Origin of the sequence: Streptomyces sp. P1-3 (genome assembly GCF_050613155.1) — a bacterium.
Classification (GTDB): domain Bacteria; phylum Actinomycetota; class Actinomycetes; order Streptomycetales; family Streptomycetaceae; genus Streptomyces.
This window is the reverse complement of sequence record NZ_CP192512.1, coordinates 200,005-215,717: the sequence shown is the minus strand read 5'-3', so window position 1 is coordinate 215,717 and position 15,713 is coordinate 200,005. Positions and strand designations below refer to the sequence as shown.

The 15,713-nt window shown below is 70.5% G+C and carries 13 protein-coding genes; 5 read left to right on the top strand and 8 right to left on the bottom strand.

What is annotated here, in order from left to right:
• Window positions 1-22 precede the first annotated feature (22 nt).
• Together ACQUSR_RS00900 and ACQUSR_RS00895 are read right to left on the bottom strand one after the other, a co-directional pair.
• Window positions 23-1,225 (bottom strand): cytochrome P450, encoded by a 1,203-nt coding sequence (locus ACQUSR_RS00900; protein WP_431040578.1) that lies wholly within the window; start codon window positions 1,223-1,225, stop codon window positions 23-25.
• Between the two features lie 150 nt (window positions 1,226-1,375).
• On the bottom strand, window positions 1,376-2,203 hold the full coding sequence (locus ACQUSR_RS00895; RefSeq protein ID WP_431040577.1) for a pentapeptide repeat-containing protein: 828 nt from the start codon (window positions 2,201-2,203) through the stop codon (window positions 1,376-1,378).
• A gap of 479 nt (window positions 2,204-2,682) precedes the next feature.
• Here ACQUSR_RS00895 and ACQUSR_RS00890 point away from each other — a divergent pair, with 479 nt between their 5' ends.
• Entirely contained in the window at window positions 2,683-3,543 is an 861-nt protein-coding gene (locus ACQUSR_RS00890) for a hypothetical protein (protein ID WP_431040576.1), read from the top strand.
• A gap of 128 nt (window positions 3,544-3,671) precedes the next feature.
• On the opposite strand, the gene ACQUSR_RS00885 is transcribed toward ACQUSR_RS00890, so the two are convergent.
• From ACQUSR_RS00885 to ACQUSR_RS00865, 5 genes are read right to left on the bottom strand one after another with little or no spacing between them, the layout of a single operon-like run.
• Entirely contained in the window at window positions 3,672-5,075 is a 1,404-nt protein-coding gene (locus tag ACQUSR_RS00885) for an MATE family efflux transporter (protein WP_431040575.1), read from the bottom strand.
• Between the two features lie 5 nt (window positions 5,076-5,080).
• Window positions 5,081-6,109, bottom strand: coding sequence for a cysteine synthase family protein (locus ACQUSR_RS00880; protein WP_431040574.1), 1,029 nt, complete (start codon window positions 6,107-6,109; stop codon window positions 5,081-5,083).
• Window positions 6,110-6,145: 36 nt separating this feature from the next.
• The gene (locus ACQUSR_RS00875; protein WP_431047308.1) at window positions 6,146-7,510 is read right to left on the bottom strand and encodes a Y4yA family PLP-dependent enzyme; all 1,365 of its coding nucleotides are present in this window, start codon (window positions 7,508-7,510) and stop codon (window positions 6,146-6,148) included.
• The gene (locus ACQUSR_RS00870; RefSeq protein ID WP_431040573.1) at window positions 7,507-8,532 is read right to left on the bottom strand and encodes an ornithine cyclodeaminase family protein; all 1,026 of its coding nucleotides are present in this window, start codon (window positions 8,530-8,532) and stop codon (window positions 7,507-7,509) included. Before ACQUSR_RS00870 ends, ACQUSR_RS00875 begins: the two co-directional genes overlap by 4 nt.
• 28 nt (window positions 8,533-8,560) lie before the next feature.
• Window positions 8,561-9,556: a TauD/TfdA family dioxygenase gene (locus tag ACQUSR_RS00865; protein WP_431040572.1), complete on the bottom strand. Its 996-nt coding sequence runs from the start codon at window positions 9,554-9,556 to the stop codon at window positions 8,561-8,563.
• Between the two features lie 383 nt (window positions 9,557-9,939).
• Here ACQUSR_RS00865 and ACQUSR_RS00860 point away from each other — a divergent pair, with 383 nt between their 5' ends.
• The 4 genes from ACQUSR_RS00860 to ACQUSR_RS00845 are packed head-to-tail and all read left to right on the top strand — an operon-like array spanning window position 9,940 to window position 14,904.
• Window positions 9,940-11,484, top strand: coding sequence for an ABC transporter substrate-binding protein (locus tag ACQUSR_RS00860; RefSeq protein ID WP_431040571.1), 1,545 nt, complete (start codon window positions 9,940-9,942; stop codon window positions 11,482-11,484).
• Window positions 11,469-12,509 carry an ABC transporter permease gene (locus tag ACQUSR_RS00855; protein ID WP_431040570.1) on the top strand — a complete coding sequence of 347 codons (1,041 nt, stop codon included), beginning with the start codon at window positions 11,469-11,471 and terminating at the stop codon, window positions 12,507-12,509. Before ACQUSR_RS00860 ends, ACQUSR_RS00855 begins: the two co-directional genes overlap by 16 nt.
• Entirely contained in the window at window positions 12,506-13,360 is an 855-nt protein-coding gene (locus ACQUSR_RS00850; RefSeq protein WP_431040569.1) for an ABC transporter permease, read from the top strand. The genes ACQUSR_RS00855 and ACQUSR_RS00850 overlap by 4 nt, the downstream gene beginning before the upstream one ends.
• On the top strand, window positions 13,357-14,904 hold the full coding sequence (locus ACQUSR_RS00845; protein ID WP_431040568.1) for an ABC transporter ATP-binding protein: 1,548 nt from the start codon (window positions 13,357-13,359) through the stop codon (window positions 14,902-14,904). Before ACQUSR_RS00850 ends, ACQUSR_RS00845 begins: the two co-directional genes overlap by 4 nt.
• Before the next feature lie 188 nt (window positions 14,905-15,092).
• Here the strand turns inward: ACQUSR_RS00845 and ACQUSR_RS00840 are convergent, their stop codons facing one another.
• Window positions 15,093-15,512 (bottom strand): arsenate reductase ArsC, encoded by a 420-nt coding sequence (locus ACQUSR_RS00840; protein ID WP_431040567.1) that lies wholly within the window; start codon window positions 15,510-15,512, stop codon window positions 15,093-15,095.
• Between the last annotated feature and the right edge of the window lie 201 nt (window positions 15,513-15,713).

Below are 15,713 nucleotides of genomic sequence, written 5' to 3'. Positions count from 1 at the left end.
CCCCACGGCAGCCGTCGGCGCGCTAGCCGACGGACACCGGCAGCGAGGCCGGGCCGCGGACGTTGATACGGCCGTTCCACGCCACCTCGCCGTCGAGGGCCAGCTCCGGGAACCGCCGGAGCATCCGCTCGAAGGTGATGCTCGCCTCCAGCCGCGCCAGGGACGCGCCGAGGCAGTGGTGCGAACCGGAGCCGAACGACAGGTGCCCGCGGGCGCCCTCACGGTCCAGGCGCAGCGTGTCCGCGTCCGGGCCCCAGTGCAGCTCGTCCCGGTTCGCCGAGGCCAGACCCGCGATCACGAACGACCCCGCCGGGATCTCGACCCCGCTGAGCACGGTCGGCTCGACGGTGATCCGCCGGCTGGACTGGAGCGGGCTGTCGTAGCGGAGCAGCTCGTCGATCGCGTTCGGCATCAGCGAGGCGTCCGCCCGCAGCGCGGCGAGCTGGTCCGGGTGGCGCAGCAGCGCCAGCGTGCCGCCGGCGAGCAGGTTCACCGTCGTCTCATGGCCCGCGATGTAGAGCAGCAGCACCTGGGCGACCAGCTCGTCGTCGCTCAGCGCGTCGCCGTCCTCCTCGGCCTCGATCAGGGCCGTCATCAGATCGTCGGACGGGTTGCGGCGCTTCCAGGCGATCATCTCGGCGGTGATCCCGGCGAGCTCCTCGTCCGCCGCCTCGATCGCCTGCATCAGACCCGGATCGGCGACGGGCTCCAGGGAGCGGACCATCGTGCCGCTCAGCTCGCGGATCCGCGCGTGGTCGGTCGGCGGCGCACCCAGCATCTCCGCGATCACGGTGAACGGCAGCGGAGACGCGAGCTCGGGCACCAGGTCCGCGCGCCCCGCGTCGGCGATGCGGTCCAGCATCTCGTCGACGAGCTCGCCGATGCGCGGCGCGAGCGCCTGGATCGACCTCGGCGTGAACGCCTTCTGCACCAGCTTGCGCAGTCGCGTGTGGTCCGGCGCGTCCCGGTCGATCATGGAGAAGCCGTCGATGAGCGGGGTCTTGCGCGACTCGTCCTTCTGCCGCAGGTTGACCATCGCCCCCGAGGTGACGTTGCGCAGCTCGACCGACGCGCCCGAGCGTAGGAGCGCGGAGACGTCCTGGTACCGGGTGATCACCCAGAACCCCATCGGGTGCGCGTAGACCGGTGCGGCCTCCCGCAGCAGGGCGTACTGCGGGTATGGGTTGTCGGTGAACCCCTCGGCGAAGGGATTGAACAGAGGCATCTGTTCGTTCGGGAGAGCGCCCCCAGCCATCGCATGCTCCTCATTTGTCGCACAGTCTGTATCAAGCGGATGTCGCAAGTCAGACTAATGCGCCTCGCGAGTCGGCCCTACGGGGGGTGGCAGACCGATGCCGCTACGTGGCGGACCTCGTCAGGAGGCCCAGTGCGCCGGACGCTGGAGGCTCGCCGGGATCCTGGTCGCCTTGTCGCCCCTGGCCGCGTTGAGCTGCGGCTGAGTGAGGAAGAGGGCACCGGTCAGATCCGCGCCGCACAGGTTGGCGTCGCGCAGGTCGGCGCCGATCAGGTCGGCGTCGCGCAGGTCGGCGCCGGAGAGGTCGGCGGCGATCAGATAGGCACCCCGCATGCTGGCCCCACGCAGCTTGGCGCCGCGCAGGCGCGCGCCCATGAGATCGGCGCCCCGGTGGTTCTTCTTCCGCCCCGGCACCGCGGCGCGGGCGAGCTCGCTGGCGCGCAGCAGCAGCGTGTTCACCTCCCCACGCAGCGCGGCGACATCCACGGCGAGGAGGGTTTCGGGGGTGTCCCGGGTCAGCGCGTCGATCTGGTCGTAGGCACGGCGCAGGTCCCGGTGGACGGGCCGGGCCGCCGCGAGGTCCAGGGCCTCGGCGGTGTACCGCAGCAGCTCGTGCAGCTGCCGCATGACGGGGAACACCTCGTACATCGTGCGGGCCGACTCCGGCTCCTCGCGCCAGCTGCGGCCCTTGAACGTGACCTGGGAAACCTTCTGACCTGCCCCGAAGCAGTCGAACACCGTGCAGCCCGTGTAGCCGCTGTCGCGCAGCCGCTCATGGATTCCGCAGCGGAAGTCCTCCTGGAGGTTGCCGCACGGGGTGCCCGCGGCCTTGTTCGCGGCGAAGTCCGCCGAGCGCGCGAATGGCAGCGCCACGCAGCACAGACCGAAGCAGTTCCCGCAGTCGGCCTGCAGGTCGGGGTGGGCGGCGCGCGGGGTGTGCTGTGACAAGGCGGTGGCTCTCCTGGTACGGCGGGCGATGGACGTGCACCACCCATTGTCCCCCTTGTGGCGCCCGGGACGGTGCGCGGGGGAAACGAGCAAAAAATTATACACTCGCGGGATTATCGGGGCAAGCCGGGCGGATCGGGGTGTGTGGGTCAGGCCGTCAGGGGGACCGCCCGGGCCCCTCCGGGAAGGGCCGCCCGGGGGTCACCGGGGCCACCGGCGCCGGGCGGACGCAAGAGCGGCCTTCGCGTCATCCTGGGTGAGCTGACCGCCGTCACCATCCCGGTCTCTCCGGTACGCCCCGTCAGGGCTTCGGCATCCCAACTCGCCTGGATCCGGGCCAATCTCAACACACCCCTCGCGCCTCCGTTCGAGCGGGGAAGAATCCGCCGATATTCAACAGTGGCCGGATCGGGCCGAGATGACCGATCAACCGCCAACACGGCGTTTCTGTCCGGAAGGTCGGAGGAAGTCTCACCGGCATGACATCAGAGAATCCTGGGCCCCCGTTCTACGTCTCGAAGGCGGAAGAAAGGGAGCTGCGTGTCGCTGCCGAAAAGCTGACACCCGCCCTGGTCGTCGACCAGGCGTCGTCGTTCGACGAGTACGTGCGGCAGCTCATGGTGCCACCCGCGGTCATGGACCTGGCCCGCAAGGCGGCCGACATCCGACTGGCCTCCTGGGAGGTACAGGCCATCCGCGAACTCCTCGATCCGGACACGGTCACCAAGCCGCGGCTGCTGCGCGAGATCCTGATCGACAAGGCGAAGAACGACCCGAGCCACCCCCCGTACATCCGAGTGGCCTGCACAGGCAAGGGGCACTACGACGACGACGCCAAGGCCCACGGCTACGAGGAAACCGACGAGGGCGACTTCGGATCCCCGGTGGTACTGGAGATCTGGCCGGCACAGCACTACTCACCCATGCACTCGCACGGCGACACCACAGGCATCGTCTACTGCCTGGCGGGCCAGATCGATGTGATGTCCTACGGCAGCCTCGACTGGAACGCCGAAAAGCGCGGCCTGGTCACCCTCACTCCCGGTCAGTGCGCGTGGCTGAGCAAGGACACCTACGCGGTGCACAAGGTGTACTGCCCCTTCGACGGCGGCCCCAACCCGACGCCCCTGATGAACGACACCGGTGACTTCGGGGCCAGCTTCCACGTCTACCTCAACGAGAACGAACTGTCCGTGGAAGCGCACGACCCGGAGTCCCGTGACGCCTTCGACTACATCGACGAAGTCGCGCCGCACGAGAAGAAGTCGTTCACGACGTACTCCGACCTCTCCTGGCGTGCCCTCCGCAGCGTCCTCGCGAAGACCGCCGCCAGCTGGTGACCGGGCGCTGACCCCGCCCCACTGACCGCGGCTCCCCGCGCCCGTCGTCTCCGCCCGCCCCCGAGGAGCGGTCGTCGACAGGCGCGGGACTTCCGCAGGCACCGGCACCGAGCCGCCAGCCCGTTCCGTCAAGCCGGGACGGGCTCGCTCATGCGATCGGCGAGTCCTTGGCTGTACCGGCGCAGGAGGAGTACGGCGGTGGTGGCCAGGCCGGTGAGCAGGCCGAGCCAGATGCCCAGGGTGTCCAGGCCCAGCGGGTAGGCGAGGAGCCATGAGGCGGGGAGGCCGACGGCCCAGTAGCCGATGAGGGTGATGCGGAAGCCGCTCTTGGTGTCGTCGAGGCCGCGGAGGAGTCCGACTCCTATGTTCTGCGCGCAGTCGAAGAACTGGAGGAAGGCGGTGACCATCAGCAGATGGGTGGCGGTGGTGAGCGCCTGGTCGGAGTCGGAGTCGAGGAACGGGGCCAGGACGAGCCGCGGCAGCGCGAAGTAGACGATGCCGACGACGGTCATGACGACTGCCGCGCAGGCCAGTGCGGTGTTCCTGATGCGGCGTGCGTCGTCGGGGCGGCCGAGGGCGAGTTCGCGGCTGACGTTGATGGACGCGGCGTGGGAGAGGCCGACGGCGACCTGGAAGACGATGTAGACGAGCTGGTTGACGGCGGTGTGCGCGGCGAGGGCGGCCGGGCCGAAGGATCCGGCCATCAGGGCGGTGAGGGAGAAGAAGCCGGCTTCCGAGCCGTAGGTGGCCGCTATCGGTACGCCGAGGCCGATGAGCCGCTTGACGGTGGCCGGGTCTGCCTTGGCGGGGTTGAGGGTGAGCAGGGGTGAGAGTTCGCTGTCCCTTCTCGCCGATATGTACAAGGCGAGGAAGGACAGCAGGTAGACGGTGGAGGTGGCGACGCCGATGCCGGTCAGGCCCAGGTGGGGCAGGCCCCAGGTGCCGTGGATGAGGACCCAGTTCAGACCGGCGTTGACGGCTACGGAGGCGATGGTGATCTGGAGCAGGGCCTGGGGGCGCCGCATGCCGACGGTGAACTGGCGTATGGCCTGGAACCACAGGCAGGGCAGCAGGCCGGGGGCCAGAGCCAGGAGCATGCTCTGAGTGCGTTCGACGACGTCGGCGTCCTGGCCGAGCCAGGTCAGGGCCTGGCCGATGAGGATCATGAGGACGGCTCCGGCGAGGCCGGCGAGTGTGGCCACGGCCATGCTCGCGCGGACGATCGCACGGACTTCCTCGCGCTCCGCTCCTCCTGCTTTCTCCTCCTTGCCGGTGGCGGCCGAGGCCCGCTCGACGCGGGCGGCGGCCGAGGCTATCTGGTTGCCGACGGAGGTGACCAGGCCGACGCCCATGGTGCGCAGCTGGTTGAAGATGACGATGGCCAGGCCCCCGGCGGCCAGCTCCTGAGTGCCGAGCACGCCCATCATCACGGTGTCGGTGGTGGTCAGGGCCACCTGGGCGAGCTGAGTGAGGATGAGTGGGACGGCGAGGGTGGCCAGGGCGCGGCTGTCGCGGAGGAGAGTGGTCAGCATGGGGGTTACCGGTTCCTGCGGAGTTTGGTGAGGAGCTCGTCGACGTCCCGTTCCGCTTCGGGATCGAGGAGGCCGCGGGATTGCATCCAGTCGTCGTTGAAGACCGTGTCCATGTACTTCTCTCCGCCGTCGTTGACGAGCGCGACCATAGTCGTACCGGGCGGCAGGGAGGACAGCCGGGTCAGGGCCTCGTAGACGACACCCCCTGCCGAGCCGCCGATGAGCAGTCCGGTGCGGGCGACCGCGCGGCAGGTGGCGAACGCTTCGACGTCACCGACCTTGACGCCCTCGTCGATGAGGTCGAAGTCGACCAGGGCGCCGATCTCGGCGCCCTCCGGGGTGCCGGTGCCGGACTGGTAGTAGTCGTGGGCGGGGCCGCCGAAGGCGATGGAGCCCTTGGGCTCGACGCCGATGGTGGTGAAGCCGGGTATGAGTTTGCGCAGTTCGCGGGTGGTGCCGCAGAGGCATCCGCCGGTGCCGACGGCTCCGATGAGGACGTCGATGCCGCCGTCGAGGGCCTCGTTCAGTTCGTGGGCGACGGGGAAGTAGCCGACGCCGTTGCTGGGGTTGTTGTGCTGCTCGGTGAAGATGGTGTTGTCCTGGCCGCGGGCCATGTCTTCGGCGAGTTCCTCGCGGGCGGCGGTGGCGAGTTCTTCGGTGCCGTCGTCGACGACGTAGACGAGCTCGGTGCCCAGGGCCTTCATACCGCGCAGCTTGTCCGCGCAGGCATGGTTGTCCACGACGGCGGTGAAGGTGTAGCCCCGTTCGGCGGCCACGACGGCGAGCCCGAGGCCGGTGTTGCCCGAGGTGGACTCGATGATCCGGCCACCGGGCCGCAGCTCGCCGCGCTCCTCCGCGTCGAGGACCATCTGGCGCGCCATGCGGATCTTCGCGGTGCCGGTCGGGTTGAACATCTCCAGTTTCAGCAGCAGGCGGCTGCCGGTATCCGTGGTGGCCAGTTCGAGCAGGGGGGTGTAGCCGATGAGGTCGGACACGCGGGAGACCACGGCGGGGCGCTGAAGTGCTCCAGGCATCGAAAGCTCCTGTGAGGGGACGGTACGGGGGGCGGCTCAGGTGAAGTGGCGGTCCAGCCGCCAGCGGGGGCGCGCCCGCTCGGTGTGATCGATGACGACCTTCGGCGGCAGGGCCAGGTCGTGGAAGGGCGACTCGTTGGAGTCCATCTGGTAGCCGGCCGTGTTGGGGTAGACCAGCAGGTCACCGGTGCGGGGCCGGCGGGGGAGGGGGATCTTCCGCCAGGTGAGCATGTCCGACTCCAGGCATGTCGCGGCTCCGATGCTGGCGGGCCACGCTCCGGCCGGGGCGTCCGCACTCTGGGAGAGCAGGTGCGGGTCGGGCAGGTACTCGCTGTTGAACCACTGCTCGGACAGGCTCAGGCTGGTGCCGTCGACGGTCAGGAGCTGATAGCCGTCGCGGTCCTTGACGCCCTGGATCCGGAACACGGTCGCGCCGGCCCGGTCCAGCAGCGCGCGCCCGGGCTCCATCAGCAGGGCGACGCCGGAGTCCTTCAGCAGCTCGGCGAGGCTTAGACCGCGGCCCTCGGGGTGGGCCGCGAGCAGGGCCCGCAGTGCCCCGGCCCCAGCGGCCGGGGAGTGGTACGGGTAGAAGTCGGCGGTGCTGAACGACTTGCCCGCGTGGTAGTGGCCGCTGTTCTGCTCGCTGAGGAAGGTGTGCCAGCTGTCGGCGTCGGTGTAGCTGATCGCCAGTCCGCCGCCGATGCTGATCCGGCTGGCCTCCAGGCCCAGGACGCGGGCCTTGAGACACAGGTCGACCAGGTGGCCGGCGAGGTCGGCGCGCGGCTGGATGGCGTAGCCGGACAGGTGGAAGCTGAAGCCCTCCATGCGTACCGCGTCGCCCGCCCGCACACAGCGGCCCATGGCGGTGGTCAGCTCCGCGTGGTTCATGCCGAAGCGGCTGTGCGGCTGGGACGGCGGCAGGCAGCGCAGGAGCAGCCGGGCGGGACGCGCCGTGCCCGTCATGGCCGTCGTGATGAGCGTGTCGAGTTCGTCGAGCGCGTCGACGGCGATCAGCGCGCCGTGCCGGAGCGCGAGGCGCAGCAGATCCGTGCCCTTGGCCGGGCCGGTGACCACGAGGTTCTCGCCGCGCACCCCGTGCCCGAGGGCTTCGCGCAGCTCGCCGACGGAGGCGACATCGACGCCCGCGCCGCTGGCGGCACAGCGTTCGATCCACACCGCGGCCTTGTTGGCCTTCTTCGCGTAGTACACGAAGCCGTCCACGCCCGCCTCGTCCAGAGCCTCCCGCATCGCGCGCAGGTTGGTGTCGAAGGCGTCCGGCAGCAGGAAGTGGAACGGGCCGCCGAAGGCGTACGACAGCTCCTCGATCAGTCCGCTGGCCAGGACCGCGTCCGTGGCGGGGTCGGGGAGGACGGGCAGGGTCGGCCAGCTGGGTCCGCTCAACTCCACAGCGGCACCTCGGTGCCCAGGCCCTGGTCCAGGGCGAGCTGCGCGAAACGGTGGCCGAGAGCGATGTCGGTGACGACCAGGCCGCTGTTGTAGGCGAAGATCCGCTCCTCGGCCGTGCGGCGGCCGGCAGCGATGCCTGCGATCACGGGCGGGAACTCGGCGTCGACGGCCGGGAGCTTGCCGTCCGCGTCGGCCATGTCGGTGCCGGTGACGTTCATCTGCGCCTCGCTGGTGGCGATGACGCGGTCGGCCTGGTGCAGGGTCGAGGGGGCGAGACCGTGGCCGACGAGGATGGACAGCGCGCCGGGTTTGAGCCAGCCCGCCTCGACGGCGGCGGGCGTGTGGCCTCCGGCGGTGGCGACGATGACGTCGGCGTCCGCGGCGGCGGCCCGCAGATCGGTGACGATCTCGACGTCCCGGTCGGGGAAGTGGGCGCGCAGCTGCTCGCGTACGGCGGCGATGCCCTCGGCGTGGGTGCCGAACAGCATCAGCCGGTCGAGATCCGGGAGGGTGGTGAGCAGGAACGGCAGGGCGAGGCGTCCTTGGGTTCCGGTGCCGATGACCAGGGCGCTGCGGGCGCCGGGCGCCGCGCATTCGCGGGCGAGCAGCGCGGAGACGGCCGGGGTGCGCAGGGAGCCGATGCGGGAGCAGTCCATCATCGCCACCGGCAGGCCGGTGACGTCGTCGTAGATGCTCAGCGTCGTGTAGTAGTGCTGCTCCTCGCGGCCCTTGTCCAGGCCGTGCTTGTACGAGGTTTTGATCGCGACGACGTTGCGGGTGCCGTCACGGCCCAGCATCGCGTAGGAGACCGAGTGCTCGTCCTGAGGCTTGACCGTCAGCTTGCGGGGGTTGTCCGACTGGCCTGCGTGGAGGGTGCGGTAGGCGCCTTCCACGGTGGCGACCACGTCGGACAGGGATATCTCTATCCCGGCCAGGTCTGTCTTCGACAGTATCCGCAGGTGTGTGTCGTCGCCGGATGCGATGGTGCCGGCGGAGGTGGTCGAGGTGTCGGTCATGGTGTTCCTCCGGTCCGTGGGCGGGTGTTCAGGCGGCGTGGGCTTCGAGGGCGGCCTGACCGTAGCCGTGCTCGCCGGCTTCGGCCAGGGGGCGGGTGCGCCGTCCGGGGACACGGACGGAGGCGCGCTTCAGCCATCGGTCGGCGCCGTCGTAGCGGGCCTGGAAGGGCACCCGGCCGTGGACGACCAGGTCGTTGTCGACGACGAGGACCTCGCCGGGATCGAGGCTGACCGCGACCGAGACGCGGGCGAGTTCGGCCTCCAGGCGCTGGTAGGCGGCCCGGTAGGTCTCGTCCGCTTCCTCCACCGGCGTGTAGGCCGGGTCGAAGCGCAGCGTCAGGCCGTCCTCGGTGGCGAACAGGGTGGGTACGGCCGGGGCGACTTCGTCGGCGTAGCCCTGGGCCTCGGCATAGGCGTCGTCGGGGAGGATCGGCAGCGCCGGGCGCGTGAGGATGTCGACGTCCTCGTCCGAGAGGCGGACGTTGCGGATGCTGGCGGCGGTGGTGGCGATGTTGTCGTGGTTGCGCATGCAGCCGAGCATCAACAGGTGCGCTCGGCCGGGGTGGAAGGCGTCCTCGGTGTGCGGGCTGAGGAGCACGGTGCTGCTGGCGCCGGTCTGCTCGGTCTCGTGCCCGGGCGACGGGACGATGTTGTGGACGAACCGGCCGTTCTGCTGGCCTTCCCAGGCGATGGGGTTGCCCATCACGGTCGCGAGCAGCAGCAGCGTGATGTCGTGGATGGCACCGCTGTCCCCGGCGGTTGACCAGCTGGCAGGCGTCGGGCCGACGGCGGCGTCGTCGACGTCCAGGCCGCGCAGGACGAAGAGGCCGTCCGCGGTGTCGACGGGCCGGCAGTGATGGCGCAGGGTGTCGCCGAACTCACCGGCCACCTCGGCGACCCGCTCCAGGAGCTGGGGAGATGTGGCTGAGGTGCCGAATTCGTCGAGTATCTTCTCCGCGGCTTGGCGCAGTTCGTCCACCGTGCGGGCATCGAGCTGGCGAACAGGTGCGATTGCCGTGCTCATGGCAAGGATCCGTTTCCGTCGAGCGGCGGGGGGAGTCGAGGAGGCTGGGACGCCGAGCCGTCACGTGCGTTGGGGGCCGCGAATCCGTAACGGGCAGGCCAGGCGGCCGCATGACACGACCGCAGGAGGCTGCGGTACTGGCGAACGACCCGAACCGTAGCAGGGAACCAAGGTTAGGCAAACCTTACTGGCTGGTCGCCGTTGTATCTGATTTCGGATCAAGCCGGGGCACACGGCGCATACTCCGGCGTGCGACAGTGCGGGTCACTATTCGATCATTGGTTCGATCATGACGCAGGCCCTTGCGGTAATGGTTGTCATTAGGGTAGGCAAACCTAAGCACCCCCCGTTTGACCCGAAGTGGATCGAGGACCTACGTGAACATGAACAGGCGCCAACTGCTGTGGGCCGGCGGAGCGATAGGCACGACGGCACTGCTCGCCGCGTGCTCGGGGAGCGATGACGCCTCGTCCAAGTCCGCCACCGCGGGCGGCAAGCCCAAGAAGGGCGGCACGCTCCGGGTCGGCGCGCTGGGCCGCGCGTCGGCCATCACCCGGGACCCGCACGGCAGCCAGGCCAACGAGAGCGACTACCTCATCATCGCTCTCGTCCATGACACCCTCACCACCCCTGGAGCCAAGACCAACACCGTCCCCCGCCTGGCCTCGAAATGGCAGGCGTCCGACGATCTGAAGACCTGGCGGTTCACCATCGCCAAGGGTGCGAAGTTCCACGACGGCACCCCGGTCACCGCCGACGACGTCGTCTGGTCGCTGCGCCGGCTGCGGGGCACCCCCTCCGGCGCCTCCCGCCTGCCCGGCATCAAGGCGGACAACATCAAGGCCGAAGGCGCCGACACCGTCGTCCTGGTCTCCGACTACGCCAACGCCGAACTGCCGCTCCTGATGCGCCTGACGACCTTCGTGCTCAAGAAGGACACGAAGGACAAGGAGCTGGACAAGGCGCCCGGCACCGGCCCGTTCAAGCTGGAGTGGTTCCGCAACGGCAACGCCCGTCTCGTACGCAACGAGGACTGGTACGGCGGCGAGGTCTTCCTCGACGCCATCGAGGTCAAGATCTTCGAATCCCCGCAGGCCATGTCCAACGCCCTGCTCTCCGGCCAGATCGACGTCGCCTCCAACGTCGGCGCCGTCGCCGCCCGGACGGCCGAGAAGCGCAAGGACATCCAGATCGTCCGCCGCCCCAACGACATGGCGATGCCGATCGTCATGCGCACCGCCGACGGGCCGTTCGCGGACGCGAAGGTCCGCGAGGCGCTGCGCCTGGCGGTGGACCGGGAGGCCATGGTCAAGCAGGTGCTGTCCGGCTACGGCACCGTCGCCAACGACATCCTCGGCACCGGCGACCCCGCCTACGCCAAGGACATCGCGCAGCGCGCCCGGGACCTCGCCAAGGCGAAGGAACTGCTGAAGGACGCGGGCTTCGACACCTCCAAGACGTACAAGCTGATGACCAGCGAGGACATCTCCGGCCTGGCCGAGTCGGCGACGCTGTTCGCCACCCAGGTGCGCGAGGCCGGGGTGAAGATCGAGGTGGTCAAGCAGGAGTCCGCCACCTTCTGGGACAAGACCTGGCTCAAGGGCGACCTCTACACCACCTACTGGGGGACCAACGACTCCGTGGTCTTCTTCGCCAGCAAGACCATGGTCTCCGACTCGGGGACCAACGAAGCGGGCTGGAAGAACAAGGAGTTCGACACCGCCTACCGCAAGGCCATGGCGACCAAGGACCCGGCCGCCCGGGCCAAGCTGCTCCACGACGTCCAGCGGATCGAGCACGAGGCGTCCGGCTACCTGCTGTGGGGCATGGCCGACGGCATTGACCTGGCCGCCGCCCCGGTGCGCGGCCTGCCGACCCTGCCCGGCTACGGACGCGTGCAGCTCGAGCGGGCATGGCTGGCCCGCTGAGCCGTACGGCGACGCAGCCCGCGACCGGGCCGACCGGAGGCCCCGCCTCCCGGTCGGCCCGGCCCACGCTGTCCGGGGGCACGTGGCTGGGTCGCGTGGTGACCCTGCTCGCGCTGCTCGCCCGCCGGGCCCTGCTGCTCGCCGTACTGCTCGCCACCGTCTTCGCCGCCGTCGAACTGCTGCCGGGCGACGCGGCCACCGCCACCTCCGAACGCGGCGAGAGCGCCGCCGACCTCGCCCAGCGGCGCGAACTCCTCGGCCTCGACCGCCCCCTCCTCAGCCGCTTCGCCGACTGGATGACCGGCCTGCCCACCGGCGACTTCGGCACCTCCGCCCACGGGCAGCCCGTCGCCGACCTGCTCTCCCGGCCCTTCCCCAACACCCTGCTCCTGGGCGGCCTGGCGCTGCTCGTCACCCTGGTCATCTCGCTCGCGCTCGGCTGCTGGGCGGCGCTCAAGCCAGGAGGCAGGACCGACCGAACCATCTCGGCCACGGCCACCGGTGTCCTCGCGCTGCCCGAGTTCGTCGTCGCCGTCGCCCTCGTACTCGTCTTCGCGCTGTGGACCGACTGGCTGCCCGCCGTCACCCTCACCGACGCCGACGGCCGGCCCGCCTCCTGGGAGATGCTCGTCCTGCCCGTCCTCGCGCTCGCGATCCCGCAGATCGGGTGGAACACCCGGATCGTACGAGCCGCCCTCGCCGACGAGGCCAAGGCCCCGCACGTGGAGACCGCTGTGATCGATGGACTGCCGCGCCACCGCATCCTCACCCACCACCTGCTGCCCGGGGCGATGCCCACCATCGCGGCAGGCATCGCGACCTCGACCGGCATGCTGCTCGGCGGCGCCGTCGTGGTGGAGACCATCTTCAACTACCCGGGTATCGGCTCGGTGCTGGCCGGTGCCGTCACCGACCGCGACAGCCCGGTCGTCGCCGCGGTCGTCGCCCTCACCGGAGCCGTCATCACCGGCGTACTCCTGCTCGCCGACCTGGTACGTGCCTGGTCCTCGGGAGGCCGAATATGACCGCACCGGAGTTCACCCCCGTGAAGCGGCCCGCTCGCCGCCGGCCCCGGCCCGGCGTCGTCCTGCGCGTCCTTCCCGCGCTGGTGCTCGTCACCCTCGCCGTCGCCGGGCCGTGGCTCGCCCCGCACGCCATCGACACACCCACCACCGCCCCGTACGCCGAACCGGGCGGCGGGGCACCGCTCGGAGGCGACCAGCTCGGCCGGGACGTATTCACCCGCCTCCTCGCCGGAGGACGCGAACTCATCGCAAGCTCCCTGCTCGTGGCCGCCCTGGTCACCACGACGGCCGCCCTGCTCGGCGCGGTCAGCGCCCTGCGGCCGACGGTCGGCCGGATCGTCGAGCGGTGCGCCGACGTACTCATGCTGCTACCCGCCGTCCTCGGCATACTCCTCGTCGCCCTGTCCTGGCCGGACGGCGGCCGGTTCGCGGTGATCGCCGCATCGGCCGTGGTGGGGGCGCCGTACGCGGTGCGGCTCGTGGCCGGCGCCGCGGCGCCCGTCGCGACCTCCGGCTACATCGAGGCGGCAGCCGTCGGCGGCGAAAGGCTCTGGCACCTCGTCGTACGCGAGGTCCTGCCGAACCTGCGCGCCACCCTCCTCGCGCTCTTCGGGCTCCGCTTCGTCGCCGCCGTGTACGTCGTGGCCACCGCGAGCTTCCTCCAGGTCGGACCACAACCGCCCGCCGCCGACTGGGCACTGATGATCCGCGAGAACGCGCCCGGCATCGTCCTCAACCCCTGGGCCGTCCTGGCTCCCAGCATCGCCATCGGCCTCCTCGCCATGAGCGTCAACCTGGCGGCCTCGGCACTCGTTCCCCAGACCGGCCGGAAGGCGGTGACCGAACTGTGAACCACATGCCCGACTGGTACCCCGAGGGCCAAGTCCGCGACACGGAAGCGGCGGTGAGCGTCACGGACCTGACCATCGCCGCCCCGGACGGCCGTTTGCTCCTGGACGGCGCGCGTCTGGAGGTTCGTCCGGGCCGCGTCACCGCGCTCACCGGCCCCTCCGGCTGCGGCAAGACCACGCTGCTCCGGGCAGTGGCCGGCATCCTGCCGCCGGGGGCCCGGCGCACGGCCGGGCGCGTCGAGGTCCTCGGCCAGGACGTCCTCACACTGGGCACCTCCGACCTCCGCAGCCTGCGCCGCCACCACCTCGCCTACGTCGGCCAGGACCCCGGCTCCGGCCTCAACCCCCGGATGAAGGTACGCCGCCTCCTCGCCGAAGTGGCCGTGGACCGCAGCACCGAGGCGCTGCACGCGCTGCTCACCGAGGTGCGCCTGCCCACGGACGACGGCCTGCCCGGCCGCCGCACCGGCGGACTCTCCGGCGGCCAGCAGCGGCGCGTCGCCCTGGCCAGGGCACTGGCCCGACACCCGGCCGTACTGCTCCTCGACGAACCCACCGCCGGACTCGACCCGGCCTTGCGCGACGAGATCGGCGAACTCCTGCGCCACCTGGCCGTCAACCACCGTCTCGCCGTCGCACTGTCCTGCCACGACACTGACCTGGTCTCCCGACTCGCCGACGACGTCGTGGACCTGACCCGAGGCACCGCCACACCACCGCGCCCGGCCAGTCGAACGATCCCCGCCCCCCGCACCGCCGACCGACCACTCCCCACCAAGGCTCCGACGCTCGAAGTGTCCGGCCTGCACGCCGCCTTCGTACAGCGTGGCCGCCGCACACCCGTCCTCCACGACATCGACCTCACCGTCGCACCAGGATCCAGCACCGGCATCGTCGGAGCCTCCGGCTCGGGCAAGACGACCCTGGTACGTGCCGTCGTCGGACTCCACCGCCCCACCGGCGGAACAGTCAGACTCGACGGCGCGCGCCTGGCTCCCTCCGCCCACCGCCGCACCCGTGAACAGCGCCGGCGCCTCCAGCTCGTACCGCAGGACCCCCTGGGCACCCTCAACCCGAGCCGCACCGTCGGCGCGACGATCGGCCGCCCCCTGCGCCTGCACCGGCGTGCCGGCCGCGCCCAAGCCGCCGCACGTGTCCTGGAACTCCTGGAACAGGTAGGCCTCCCCGCCCACTTCGCGGACCGCTACCCCCACGAACTCTCCGGCGGCCAGCGCCAACGTGCCTCCATAGCCCGCGCACTGGCGGCCGACCCCGACGTCCTGGTCTGCGACGAAGTCACCTCCGCCCTCGACGACGGGACCGCCACCGCCGTCATGGACCTGCTCGCAGAGCTACGGGACAGCCGCGGTCTTGCTCTGGTCGTCATCAGCCACGACCTGCGCCTCGTCGCGGACCGGACCGACAACCTCCTCGTATTGTCAGCAGGCAAGGCCGTCGAGTCGGGACCCACCGCGCAGCTTTTCGCCTCTCCCACTCACCCGGTGACGGCCGGCCTGGTAGAGGGAGCTGTTCAGCCCGCCTGAGAGGCGCTGTGCCCTGGATGTGCCCACTGAGGGCACATCCAGGGTTGTGCGTCTACGCGGGAACGGCGGCGAGGGGGCTTTCGTCGCTCAGTGCGCGGCGAGGTAGCGCTCGGCCTGAGCCCGCATGTTCTCCATGAGCTCAGGGCCCTGGACGCCCTGGGGTAAGCCGGGGAGGTTCTCGGACACGCTCATGCCTCCTGCTTGGCACCGATCTCGGCGATCAGGGCCTCAATGCGCTTCTTGATCTCGTCGCGGATCGGGCGCACGGACTCAACTCCCTTGCCTGCCGGGTCCTCCAGCGCCCAGTCGAGGTACGTTTTGCCGGGGAAGATCGGGCAGGCGTCGCCGCATCCCATGGTGATGACGTAGTCGGACGCCTGGACGGCCTCGGTGGTCAGCACCTTCGGCTTCTGCGCGGAGATGTCGATGCCGACCTCCGCCATCGCCTCGACCGCGGCCGGGTTGACCTGCTCGGCGGGCACGGAGCCGGCGGAGCGGACCTCGACGCGGTCACCGGCGAGGTGGGAGAGAAATCCGGCGGCCATTTGCGAGCGCCCGGCGTTGTGAATGCAGACGAACAGCACGGAGGCGAGCGGAGTGGTGGTCATCGTGCGTTCCTTCTTGAGGTTCGGGGATGGAGCTGATGGGGACGGGGTGCGGGCCTACGGCAGCGTGGCCAGCAGGTCGGCATGTGGGCGTCGATCGCATCGCGGATAGTGCGTGCGACGGCGATCTGCGAGCGGCCGGCGTTGTGGCCGCACACGAACAGCACCCGCGGCAGCCCGGACCCTGGGGCGCCCTCTCGGCCT